This window comes from Streptomyces iconiensis, from assembly GCF_028657195.3.
GTDB lineage: Bacteria > Actinomycetota > Actinomycetes > Streptomycetales > Streptomycetaceae > Streptomyces > Streptomyces iconiensis.
In genome coordinates this window covers 137,816-149,635 of record NZ_JANCPR020000017.1, presented here as the reverse complement: position 1 = coordinate 149,635, position 11,820 = coordinate 137,816, and the positions used below count along the sequence as shown (strand labels likewise).

The following is an 11,820-nucleotide window of genomic DNA, read 5'->3' as shown; positions in this document are numbered from 1 at the left end:
GAGCCCAACCCCCACACCCACACCCACACCCACACCCACACCGACGAGTCACCGCCGGAGCGGATATGACGAGCACGACCAGTACCCGAGCAGCAGTACACCCCGACCGGCGGGAGTGGCGGCCCGACTCCGCCCCCGCCCGGATGACCGACGCCCGCACCCTGGCCGCCGCGCTGGTGGACCGTGCGGCGCGCGAACCCGGTGCGGTCGCCTACTACCTGCCCGAGGCCGCCGAGGGCGCCGGGGCCCCCGACGAAGCGGACCGGATGACCGTCGGGCAGCTCCACGAACGTGCCCACGCGGCCGGCGCCGCGCTCGCTGCGGCCGGGCTCGGCCGGGGCGACCGGGTCGTGATGTGCCTGGACACCTCGCCCGAACTGGTGGCCGCGCTCTACGGCGCCGCGCTCCTGGGGGCCGTGCCCATGCTGGCCGAGCCGCCGCTGACCGTGGGCCGCCGCAAGCTGTGGCTGGACCGCGTGACGCACATGGTCGAGGTCGCCGGGCCCACCGCGGTCGTCTGCGACGAGATGCTGCGCGAGGCGGCCGAGGAGTCCCTCGCGCCGCTCGGACTCGCCGTCGTCTGCCCGCCGTTCGCGGCCGGCACCGTCGAGCAGCCGGCGGTGGAAGCCGATCCCGAGGAGCTGGCCCTGATCCAGTTCAGCTCGGGCACCACCTCCTCCGCGAAGGGCATCATGCTCAGCCACCGCGGCGTGTTCGCTGCTGCCCACTCCATCGGCGAGGGCATCCCCTACCGGCGCGGCGACATCATGATCAGTTGGCTGCCGCTCCACCACGACATGGGCATGGTCGCCGGTCTGCTGTCCACGTTCCTGCACGACCTGCCCTCGGCGCTGTTCCGCCCGCTGTCCTTCGCGACGAGGCCGCAGATCTGGCTGCGCACCATCCACCGCTACCGGGGTACCGTCTCCGCCGCGCCGAACTTCGCCTACCGGCTGGTCGCCTCCACGGCGCACCGCATGGACCTGGCGGGCCTCGATCTGAGCTGCTGGCGCTCGGCGTTCAACGGCGCCGAGGTCGTGGAGGCAGGCACCGTACGGGACTTCACCCGCGCGATGCGGCCACACGGCTTCAGGCCCGAGAGCATGCGGCCCTGCTACGGCATGGCCGAACTGGGGCTCGCGGCCTCCTTCGCACCCGCGGACTCGCTGCCCCGCGTGGAGGTGCTCTCCCGTACCGGCATGGCCGACCGCGGCGTCGCGGTGCCGCCCGTCTCCGAGCAGGACGCGCAGGAGTACGTCTCCTCGGGCCTGCCCGTGCCCGGCATCCGGATACGGGTCACCGACGCCGAGGACCGCGAGCTTGCCGAGGGCCACTCCGGCGCCGTCCAGGTGGCCAGCGACTCGATGATGAACGGCTACTACGGCATGCCGGAGCGCACCGCCGAAGACCTGCGCGACGGCTGGCTGAACACCGGTGACCTGGGCTTCTGCCTGGACGGCGAACTGTTCGTGACCGGCCGCTCCAAGGACGTCGTCATCATCGCAGGCGGCAACTACCAGCCGCAGCCCCTGGAGTTGGCCGCCACCGCGGTGGAGGGCGTGCGCCCCGGCGGGGTCGCGGCTGTCGGGGTCCTGGACGCCGTACAGGGCACCGAACGGCTGGTGCTGGTCGTCGAATCGCGGCTGCACTCCGACCCGGAGGAAGCCGCCCTGCTGGGCAAGCGCGTCGAACAGGCCGTCAGCCGCGCCACCGGGCTGACGCCCGCCGAGGTGGTCGTTGTTCCCCGCAAGACGCTGCCCAAGACTTCCAGCGGCAAGGCGCAGCGACCGCTGCTCGCCCGCATGCTGGCGGAGGGGAAGATTCCGTGAGCGGTCCCGAACTGGCCCTGCTGGGCGGCTCGTTGCGCCCCGGCTCCTTCAGCGTGCAGGTGCTGCGGGTGTGCGCCGAGCTGGCCGCCCGGCAGGGCGCCCACGTCACGGTACTGCCGGCGCCACAGCTCGGGCTGCCGCTGTACGAGCCGGGCTGCGAGCACCGCACCGAGGACGCACGGCGGCTGCTGGCCGCCGTGCGCCGCGCCGACGGCCTGATCGTGGCCACCCCCGTCTACCACGGCGGAATGTCCGGGCTGCTCAAGAACGCCCTCGACTACCTGGAGGACCTCTCCGGCGACGCGCCCGCCTACCTGGACGGCCGCGCCACGGGCGCCGTCGCCGTGGGCTGGAGCGAACACGGCGCCGCACACGCCGTCGCCGAGGTCCGCAACGCCATCATGTGCCTGCGGGGTTGGGTGACGCCGATGAGCGTGACCGTCAACTCCGCCGACATGGCCCCCACCGACGACGCGGTCTGGTCCTCGGCCCGGACCGTACGCCGCCTGGAGATCATGGTCGGCCAGGTCACCGAGTTCGCCGCCCGCAACGCGTCACTGGCCCGCGCCTGAGCCTTCGCCGGGCAGGCGGCTCCGTACTGGAGGCGCGCGCGCACTCATGTACGCGGGTCGGGCCGGCCGGCCCTGTCCGGAACCGGAGAGGTTCGGCGCAGGTGGATCGCGCACAGCCCGCCCTGAGCGGGAAGCTCACGGGATGAGGCGGCTGGTGAAGCCGTCACGGATGAGGGATTCGTACGCCGCATGCACGTCCCCCGGGACCTCCTGCCCGATGGCGAATCCGAGCTTCGGATACTCCATGACCCGCTGGAGATCGCCGACGAGCATGTCCAGGACGAGCCTCTCGTCGCCGATGGACTTCAGATAGTCGTCGAACTCCAGCGGCTCCGATGCGCAGAAGGTCTCGACGTCGGGCCACAGTTCGCGAGCGGTCGCGAACGATCGCCTTTCCATATAGGGCTTGGAGACCAGCAGCACCGTCGCGGGGTGGATGCCGGCGGCGGCGAGGACCTCGCGGGAGAGTGCGATGTTCTGCCCGGTGTTCGCCGCGTTCGGCTCCACCAGGATCGCCTCGGCTGGGACGCCGAGGTCGAGGGCGTGCTCCCGGAAGTGGACGGCCTCCCCGCGCGGGAAGACCTTGGCGGTGGTGGCGCTGTTGCCGCCGGTGAACACCAGGGTCGGGAAGAGTCCGCGGCGGTACAGCTCGGCGGCATACGTGGCAACGCCGAGGTCGTGACTGCCCAGCCCGATCGCCACGTCGACGGGCCGCGGTTCGTGGCACATCTGGTGGTAGTCCCAGATCAGCTTGGCCTGGCGCCACTGGTCCTCGGTGATGGCCTGCTGGTCGTTGCTCACGCGTTCCTCCCTGGTCACCGCTGCCGGGAGCCGGTCGGCCCCTCGCTCATGGCCCTGATGCCCTCGATGCTGCGCAGTTGGTGCACGAGCCCGTACCGCGCGGCCACCTGCGCGGCCCGGTCGAGGATGCGGAGCCCATCATCCCGGGTCGCCGGATCGGAGAGCAGGATGTGGCCATGAGCGGTGTCCAGTCGCACGCGATGCATGGGTGATTCGGTGGTCCCGCTGCTGCGGGCGATGCCGATGAAGTGCAGGGCCTGGACGAGGTCACCGGCGCCGCGGCGAGCGAGGGCGAGTTTCTGGTGGGCCACTGACCAATCATCGGGTTCTTGAAGATCTTCGAAATCGCGGGTCGCGGCCTGCATGATGCGGGTCGCACAGTCGTAGTTGCCGTCCTTGCTCAGCGCGGTCCCCACCCACAGCCGGGCCCTTGCGCGGTCGCGGCGGGAGAGCCGGTCGTCGTCGGCGAGGGTTTCGTAGTGGCGGGCGGCGAGTTCCAGCTTGCCGGACATCTCGGTGACGACCGCGTGGGAAAGGTCGAGCTGTGCGACGCGGCGCGGGATGTCGAGCTGGGTGAAGATGGCGCGGGCGCCGGCGTAGGAGTGGTGGGCGGAGAGCGGGCCGAGCACGGCGCCCTGGTCGCGTTTGAGGTCGCCGAGCAGGGCGGTGGACCGGGCAAAGAGATACAGGCCCTTCTCGTCCAGTTCGGGAGCCTTGAACCGGCTGAGCCACCGGGTCAGGAGGCTGTCGGCGAAGGTGAAGTTCTGCCGGGACAAGGCGACCACGACCCGGTCCAGGTCATCCGTCCAGGACTCGTACTCCCAGGCCCTGGGGCCCGAGGCGGTCACACGGTGGCGGGCGGCGGTCAGCGGGCTGGTCATCTCGGACAGGAGCGTTTCGAACCGCAGGTGGACGGAGGCATCCGCGCGGCCGAGGGCGGTGTCGAGGATGGCCTGAGTGTCGGGTCTGGGCTCCGTGCCGGCGAGTCTGGATTCCCACTTGGACACGGTCGCGACCGCCAGGCCGAGCTGCTGGGCGAAGGCCCGCACACTCAGTCGCAGGGCGAACCGCAGGGCCTTGGCCTCCAGGCCGGTCCAGTGGTGCACGGTCGCCACGCGTCACTCCCTTCCAGCGGCCATCGAAGCAGATGCGATGAGGCGGCGGGACGGAAGTGGAACGGAAGTGGAACGCCCGGTGATTGGCCGCGAGTTGGGATGCGGCCACGCTCAAGAGGTCACCGCTTTTCGAGCCTCTTGGACGGTCCTCAGCATGGAACCCCTCACGGAGCATCGCCGGGTCAGCGGCCCGGTGGTTTACGGATTCCTGCGACTGGTGCGGGTCTCTGCGGCCCGGCAAGCAGCGCTGACCGCGTCGCTCGCGGAGTACTGCCGCAGCCACGAGCTGCAGTTGTCCGGCGTCTTCACCGACCGCGAGGTGACGGCCCATGCGTCCTCCGCGGCGTTCACCGGGCTGCTGGACGTGCTCGCGCTGCCGGACGTCTACGGTGTCGTCGCCCCGGCCATGTCGCACATGGGGCCGAAGGCCATAGCGATCGAACGCGGGCGGCGGATCGAAGCGGCCGGCTCCCGGCTTCTGCTGGCCCGCCGTCCTCGTCCCCCGCACCCGTCCGTCTCCCGCAACGGCCCCGTCCACCGCCGCAGTCCCGGCACCGCCCGCGTCCTGGACACCGAGTCATGAGGACCGTGATGACCAAGACGACCCAGCGGTTCTTCGAGGCCCGGCCCGAGTCGGTCGGCCAGGCACGGACATTCACCACCGAAACTCTGGCCGAGTGGGGCCTGCCGGGCCGCGTCGAGGACGTCCGGCTCTGCGTCTCCGAGCTCGCCACCAACGCCCTGGCCCACGGCACCGCGCCCGGACACGGCTTTCTGGTCAAGCTCGACGTCGACGAGGAAGTCGTACGCATGGAAGTGCACGACAGCCGCCAACAACAACCCGAGGCCCGACGGGCCACCGCCACGGACACCTCCGGACGCGGGCTGACCCTGGTGAGCGCGCTCGCCGACGGCTGGGGCGTCGAGGACCGCACCCCGTTCGGGAAGATCGTCTGGTCGTGCTTCAAGGCCGCGGAAGGGATGACGCTGTGAGCATCACTCTCACCCCGCCCGGGTCCTGAGCTGCGGCTGCTGGTGTCGCTCGCCGCCTGGACCTGGCCGGGCACCGGCGGACGAGACGACTGCGGCAGGGCTCCGGCGCCTTCGATGAAGCAGCCGCCGCAGCGCTGGGCCTGAACCGCACGGACTCGCGTCGCCCGGACCTGACCCCGGCCAAGGACTCGATGGCGGCCGGAGAACTCACCGCGGCGGCCAAGCTCAGCCCCGCCGCGACGACGAGCACACGGCGCGGGCCAAAGGGGCGCCGGCGCCTGAGTGGACCCTGGGTGGACCCGGACGAGCGGGACCGGCTCGCGGCGGTGGTCCGGCGCTCACCCCGCCTTGTTCGCGCGGAAGACGCCGTACCGCATCACGTTCTTGTCGTACGCCTGCTTCATCAGCGGGACCGAGTTCAAGAAGCGGAAGGTGTTGAAGCCTTTCGCCTTGATGAGGTCGCGGACCACCCGGGGGTCGCGGACGACGGGCTTGACGATGTCGGCCGACAGCTTCCATGTGGCGCGCACGTGCTCGGTCCAGTCGGTGGTCTCCACGTCGGTGAAGCCCAGCTCGGCGCAGAGCTTCGCGTAGTGGTCCAGCGGCAGTACGAAGGCGATCGCGAAGTCGCGGTAGAGCTTGCGCAGCAGCCGTACCTCGCCGGGCGTGAGCCGGTCGTCGCGGCAGCACCAGGTGGCCACGGCGAGGGTGCCGCCGGGTTTGAGGACGCGTTGGCACTCGGCGAGGAACGCCTTCTTGTCGGGCATCAGCTCGCAGCTCTCCATGGCCCAGACGGCGTCGAAGGTCTCGTCGTCGTAGTCGGTGGCCATGGCGTCCATCAGCCGGAAGCGGGTGCTCTCGCCGACTCCGGCAGCCGCCGCCTTCTCCTGGGCCCGGCCGACCTGTTCCTCGCTGAGGGTGATGCCGTCGATCCGGCAGCCGTGTTCGGTGGCGAGCAGCAGCGCGGAGGCGCCGATACCGCAGCCGGCGTCGAGGACGCGGGCGCCCTCGGGTAACCGGGAGAAGGCGGTCAGTTCGCGGGTGGTGCGCTCCTGCGCCTGGTGGCGGGGGACGTCGGGGGCGTCGAGGTCCCAGTAGCCGTGGTGGATGTGTTCGCCCCACAGCTGCTCGTACAGGTCGATGAGCTTGTCGTAGTGCTCGCGCACGGCGTCGTGGAGCTCTTCCACGGAGCCTGAGGGCGTCAGTCCGTTGTCGGTTGCCGGGTTGTTCACAGCTTCACCTCTTTGCTGGGGTTCGCCGGGCCGGTCGCCGACCGCGGCTGCGGCACCGGCCCGGCGGAGGGCGCGGAGGGTGCCGTGGGCACCCGGCCCCATACGCGGGGGCCGAGCAGGTTCAGGGCGGCCGGCATCACCAGCAGCCGGATCACCAGGGCGTCGAGGACGACGGCGAGCGCCAGCCCGAGCCCGAGCTGCTGCACGACGCTGATCTTGGCGGCGAGGAAGGAGACAAAGACGGCCACCATGATCACGGCGGCACCGTTCACGAGGCCCGCCGTGTTGCGCATGCCCTCGGTGACGGCGCCCCTGTGGTCGGGCACCAGCAGATACCGCTCCCGCATGCGGGCGATCATGATGACCATGTAGTCCATGCTCAGTCCGAACATGATGGCGAAGAGCAGCACCGGAGTGGTGCTGTCGATGCGCTGCCCCAGCGCTCCCTGGCTGATGAGGGTCAGCAGTCCCAGACTCGCGGCGACCACCATGGCGTTCAGAACGAGCGCCAGCAGCGGCAGCCGCCAGGAGCGGAAGGCGCGGGACAGCAGCGCGAGGGTGATCAGCGCGACGGCGCCGAGGATGGCGGGAAGCGCGCCGACGAGCGCGTCGTCGAAGTCCACGCCGTGCGCGGTCGCACCCGTCACCTTCGTGTCCAGACCCGGCACGACCTCTGCGCCCGGCAGTGCCTCGCGCAGATCGCGTACGAGGTCGTGGGCGCCGTCGCTGTCGGGTTCGTCCTTGGCGACGACCACGACGCGGCTGACGTAGCGGCCGTCACGCTGGGACCACAGCCCCGCGAAGGCGGCGCGCGCCTCGCGCGGCAGAGCCTCCAACTGCCCGGATGCGGCGGCCTCTTGGGCCGCCTTCGGCAGCCCGAGGGTGGTGACGGACCGCACCGAGCCGGTCTCCTTCAGCCCTTCGGCACGGTCGGCCGCCGTGCCGACCGCCTTGAGCAGATCGCCGGGCGGGGTGCCGCGCGGCGCTGTCAGTACGGCCTGGAGCGGAAAGAGGTCCTGGGAGTCCAGGTCCTTCTGGAGGCGTTCGATGCCCTGCCGGGACTCGGCGTCCTTCGGCAGGATCGAGGCGCTGGCCACGGGCGCCTGGAGACGGACGTTCACGACGGGCAGCGCCAGCGCGCCGAAGACCACGACGGAGATCAGCAGCAGCGGCAGCGGCCTGCGGTGCAGCCGGGTCAGCAGCCCCGCGCCCCGCCCGGCGCGCGGCATGCCCGCCTCGCCCGACGTACCCGCCTTGCCCGGCGCGAGTGGCTCACCCGACGCGAGTGGCTCACGCGGCTCGCGCGACTTGAGCGAGCCCCAGTTGATGCGCGGGCCCAGCAGCCGGAGCACGGCGGGCAGCAGCGTCATGGAGATGGCCAGGGCGATCAGGGTGACCACGATCCCGGCGAGCGCGATGCTGGTGAAGACCATCATGCGCGGGATGAGCAGCGCCAGCAGGGCCACCACGACGGCCAGGCCGCTGAAGCGCACGGCGTGCCCCGCGGTGCGCATCGCGGTCTCCAGCGCGGCCTGCGGCCCTGCGCCCTCGGTCAGCTCGTCGCGGTAGCGCTTGATGATGAACAGGCAGTAGTCGACCGAGACGGCCAGCCCGATGATGGTGACCGCGTTCATGAACAGCACGGACAGGTCGGTGACTTGGGCCAGCAGGGTACCGGCCGCCATCGCGACGACCAGCGCGACGCCGGCCAGCACGATCGGCACCAGCATGGAGCCGACCGAGCGGAAGACCAGCAGCAGGACGATGATCAGCAGCGGGAAGGCGATCAGTTCGGCGGTGACGGTGTCCTTCTCGGACTGCACGCTCATGTCGTAGTCGAGGGCCTGCTCGCCGGTGACCTTGACATCGACCCTCCGCTCGCCGAGTGCGCCCGCCAGCTTCTCGCGCAGGCCGTCGATCTCGCCCTGCACGGTGGTGGCGTCCGCGTCGAAGCCGAGCTGGAGGAAGGTGGTGTGCCGGTCCTTGGACAGCCAGGTGGGCTGCTCGCGGTAGTCCTGGACGGAGGTGACCTCCGGCGACCCCTTGGCCAGCCGTGCCGCCTCGGGAACGGCGCGGGTCACCTCGCTGTCGGGGTCGTGCAGCACCGCCTGGAGGGTCTCCTCGGGTTCGTGGAAGTCCCGCTCCAGCGCCTGCTGCCCCTTGCGGTCCTCACCGCGCGGGTTCTCGAACCCGCCCGCCTTCAGTGCGCCGGTCAGGCCCATCATCAAGGGCGTACAGAGCGCGGCCAGCACGAGCCATACGGCGATCACCGTGCGGGGGCGCCTGATCGCGGCGCGGATGACGGATTCCATTACGCGCTCCCTGCGGTCGGGGGGAGTGTCCACGTTTCATGCTTCACCCTCCGACTCAAGTGCGCCTTGAGCGGACGGAGTTGGCCGACCGCTCACCCGGACCGGACGTTCAGGGCCGGTCGTTCAGGCCCGGACACTCAGGACCGGTCGTTCAGGCCCGGTCGTTCAGGCCCGGACGCTCAGGTCGTCGTCGGCCGCTTCGGCCACGGGGCCCGCGTCGCTCGCGGGCTCAGCGTCCGGGGGGTGTCATGGTCACGGCCGCGTGGAGGAGCTGATCGATTCCGAAGCTGAAGCGTTCCTCGAAGTCGACGGACATGAAATCCTCCAGGGCCGAACTCAGGCCGGGGAAGCGCTGTTCGTCCACGTTCTCGCGCAGGCGGTCACGGGCGTCGGAGGGCGTGGCCGCCTGTTCCTCCTGGACGAGGCCCAGGGTGAAGTAGAAGAGGTTCCAGGCCGTCCACGCGGCCGTTCTGCGGCTGGAGCAGCCCCGCAGGAGTGCGGTCACCAGGCGGTCGGTGAAGGCCAGGGTCCGCGGTTCCGCGGGGAACGTACCGGTGACGAGCAAGGCGCCGTCCCGGTGCCGGAGCATCGCCCGGCGCAGCCGTCTCAGCAGCTCGGCCGCTTGCTCGTCCCACTTCTCCGGCAGATTCTCCAGGTCGACTTCTCCTAGGAGGGCCTCGGACATCGCGTCCAGGAGCCGGTCCTTGGTGCGGATGTGCCACATGACGGTGTTCATGCTGACGCCCAGCTCGGCCGCGATCGCGCGGGTGGAGAGCTTGGCGACACCGCCCCGGTCGAGTACGTCGAACGCCGCGCTGACCACATGGCCGAGCGTGATCCCGACCCTGGCGCGATCGACAGCTTGCTTCTTGTTCACTGATCGAGTATATCTGAATCGAACTTCTTGGTCAGTGATAGAGGAGCTTCGGTTTCCAGAGCTTCAAGAGCCGGGCCGGGCCGAGGCCGGGCGGCTCAGTCCTGACCGGTCGCACCGATACGCCGGGTGGGCAGGGCACAAGACCGCCACGACCGCCCCCGCGACCGGGGACCGAGCACACCGAGAAGACCGAGAAGACCGCCCTCGCGGCCGTACGCGGCCCACAGCTCGAAAGGCACCACGCATGATCCACCGCATCGAACCGGCAGGCGTCCACGGCGTCCCGGACCTGGCCGGCCAGGTATCGCTACCGGCAAGGCGGTACCCCGCCCTGCTCGGCGGACGGCCGGTCCTGGACGGAGAAGGCCGCGTCGCCGGGGAGGACGGCCACCCGGCACGGGAGCGGCAGCCGGCGCGGGGGCCGCGGTCGGCGCGGCACCGTGCCGACCCGGTACCCGGCTCTCCCGGCGTGCGGCGCCAGGTCATCGCCGCCGGGCCCGACCGCGGGACGGAGCAGCGCCGATGACGGATACGAAGCAGACCACGGTCCGGCCCGTCCTGGCGCTGTTCGCACTCACGCTGACGGTCTCGGCGGTGCTGCTGGGCAGCACCATCCTCAACGTGGCGCTCCCCACGATGCAGAGCGACCTCGGAGCGAGCACCACCCAGCAGCAGTGGTTCCTGAACTCCTACACGCTCACCTTCGCCGGCTTCCTGCTCGTCGCGGGGAACGCCGGCGACAGGTTCGGCCTGAAGCGCGTCCTGATCTGGGGCACGGCTGCCTTCACGGTGACGACCTCCGTCACCGGGTTCCTCGACTCGCCCACCGCGATCATCGCGCTCCGCGCGCTCATGGGCGTGGCCGCCGCCACGATCATGCCCACCACCCTCGCGGTGATCCTGCGGATCTTCCCGGCCGGGAAACGCGCACGGGCCATCGCCTCCTGGGCAGCCGCCTCCGGTCTGTCCATCTCGCTCGGCCCGCTGCTCGGGGGTGCGCTGCTGAGCGGGGGCATGTGGTGGGGTTCCGTCCTCGAACTCGTCGCCCTGATAGCGCTCCTCGGTCTCGCCGCGTCGCTGCTGTGGATTCCCACGGTTACGCCGAGCGGTGCCGGAGAACTGCGCATGATGCCTGTCGCCGCGTCCTTGGCGGGTATCGGCCTGCTCGTGTTCGGGGTGGTCCACGCGACGGACAAGGGCTGGGGCTACCTCGGCACCTGGCTGCCCGCCGTCGTCGGCATCGCCGTACTGGCCGGCCTCGTGCTCACCGAGGCACGGCATCGCGAACCGCTTCTGGACGTCGGTCTCTTCAGGCATGCCTCGTTCACCGTGGCCGCTGTGGCGCTGACCCTCGGCTCGTTCGTCGTCTTCGGCTACCTGTACTTCGTCACGTTCTATCTGCAGACCCTGCGTGGCTACTCGCCGTTGCAGACCGGGCTGCTGCTCATCCCGCTGTCGGCCGGACTGGTGCTCGGAGCCCCGCTGTCGCAGAAGGCGACGGAACGGTTCGGGGCGCGGGCCACGATCGCCGCCGGGATGGCCCTGATGACCGCGGCGTTCGCCTGCGTCACAGGACTGGGTGTGCACACCGCTCCCGCCTGGTTCGTCGCGGACGCGTTCGCTCTGCAGCTCGGCTTCGCGCTCGTCCTCGCGCCCGGCATGACACTGGCCTCCTCGTCGGTGCCCACCGAGCGCGCCGGGGCCGGGTCGGCGCTGCTGAACACGCTGCGCCAGCTGGGCAGCGCGCTCGGAGTCGCGGTCCTCGGGTCGGTTCTCTGGTCCCGGTACTCGGGCATGATGCAGGACCGTCTCGCCGGCTCTCCGGCAGGCGTCCGCCACACGGCATCAGAGTCGCTCGCCTCGGCGCTGGCCACGGGCGACCCCGCGGTACTGGGAGCGGCCGGGCCCGCCTTCATCGGTGCCATGCACACGACGGCGCTCGTCGCCGCGGGGGTGTCCGGGATCGCCCTGCTCGTCGCGCTGTTCACGCGTAGCTCCCACCGGACGCGCATCGTCGCCGCCGCCTCACAGGCGCCGGCGCGGCAACGGGCCGACGCCGATCACGGTTCGTGACGACTGACGGCCGGGC

General features: G+C 71.0%; 11 protein-coding genes. 6 read left to right on the top strand and 5 right to left on the bottom strand.

The genetic code is table 11. The annotated features are described in order from the left end of the window. Positions 1-65: 65 nt before the first annotated feature. Both NMN56_RS18830 and NMN56_RS18825 read left to right on the top strand, forming a co-directional pair. Positions 66-1,829, top strand: coding sequence for an AMP-binding protein (locus NMN56_RS18830; protein ID WP_274041580.1), 1,764 nt, complete (start codon positions 66-68; stop codon positions 1,827-1,829). After that, positions 1,826-2,401, top strand: coding sequence for an NADPH-dependent FMN reductase (locus NMN56_RS18825; protein ID WP_274041581.1), 576 nt, complete (start codon positions 1,826-1,828; stop codon positions 2,399-2,401). The genes NMN56_RS18830 and NMN56_RS18825 overlap by 4 nt, the downstream gene beginning before the upstream one ends. A gap of 135 nt (positions 2,402-2,536) precedes the next feature. On the opposite strand, the gene NMN56_RS18820 is transcribed toward NMN56_RS18825, so the two are convergent. Continuing rightward, complete coding sequence (locus tag NMN56_RS18820; RefSeq protein ID WP_274041582.1) at positions 2,537-3,202, bottom strand: YdcF family protein; 666 nt, start codon at positions 3,200-3,202, stop codon at positions 2,537-2,539. A 14-nt stretch (positions 3,203-3,216) separates the two neighbouring features. Next, on the bottom strand, positions 3,217-4,317 hold the full coding sequence (locus NMN56_RS18815; RefSeq protein ID WP_274041583.1) for a helix-turn-helix domain-containing protein: 1,101 nt from the start codon (positions 4,315-4,317) through the stop codon (positions 3,217-3,219). A gap of 154 nt (positions 4,318-4,471) precedes the next feature. Between NMN56_RS18815 and NMN56_RS18810 the strand changes: the two genes are divergently transcribed. Both NMN56_RS18810 and NMN56_RS18805 read left to right on the top strand, forming a co-directional pair. Then, a complete protein-coding gene (locus NMN56_RS18810; RefSeq protein ID WP_274041584.1) occupies positions 4,472-4,900 on the top strand; it encodes a hypothetical protein in 429 nt (142 codons plus the stop codon). Between the two features lie 8 nt (positions 4,901-4,908). Then, positions 4,909-5,310: an ATP-binding protein gene (locus NMN56_RS18805; protein WP_274041585.1), complete on the top strand. Its 402-nt coding sequence runs from the start codon at positions 4,909-4,911 to the stop codon at positions 5,308-5,310. Positions 5,311-5,648: 338 nt separating this feature from the next. On the opposite strand, the gene NMN56_RS18800 is transcribed toward NMN56_RS18805, so the two are convergent. From NMN56_RS18800 to NMN56_RS18790, 3 genes are all read right to left on the bottom strand, one after another. After that, the gene (locus NMN56_RS18800; RefSeq protein ID WP_274041586.1) at positions 5,649-6,542 is read right to left on the bottom strand and encodes a methyltransferase domain-containing protein; all 894 of its coding nucleotides are present in this window, start codon (positions 6,540-6,542) and stop codon (positions 5,649-5,651) included. Next, positions 6,539-8,854, bottom strand: a complete 2,316-nt coding sequence (locus NMN56_RS18795; protein WP_274041587.1) for an MMPL family transporter — start codon at positions 8,852-8,854, stop codon at positions 6,539-6,541. Before NMN56_RS18795 ends, NMN56_RS18800 begins: the two co-directional genes overlap by 4 nt. 229 nt (positions 8,855-9,083) lie before the next feature. After that, entirely contained in the window at positions 9,084-9,731 is a 648-nt protein-coding gene (locus tag NMN56_RS18790; protein WP_274041588.1) for a TetR/AcrR family transcriptional regulator C-terminal domain-containing protein, read from the bottom strand. A gap of 244 nt (positions 9,732-9,975) precedes the next feature. Here NMN56_RS18790 and NMN56_RS18785 point away from each other — a divergent pair, with 244 nt between their 5' ends. Both NMN56_RS18785 and NMN56_RS18780 read left to right on the top strand, forming a co-directional pair. After that, on the top strand, positions 9,976-10,257 hold the full coding sequence (locus NMN56_RS18785; protein WP_274041589.1) for a hypothetical protein: 282 nt from the start codon (positions 9,976-9,978) through the stop codon (positions 10,255-10,257). Beyond that, positions 10,254-11,804, top strand: coding sequence for an MFS transporter (locus NMN56_RS18780; RefSeq protein ID WP_274041590.1), 1,551 nt, complete (start codon positions 10,254-10,256; stop codon positions 11,802-11,804). Before NMN56_RS18785 ends, NMN56_RS18780 begins: the two co-directional genes overlap by 4 nt. The last annotated feature ends 16 nt before the right edge of the window (positions 11,805-11,820 follow it).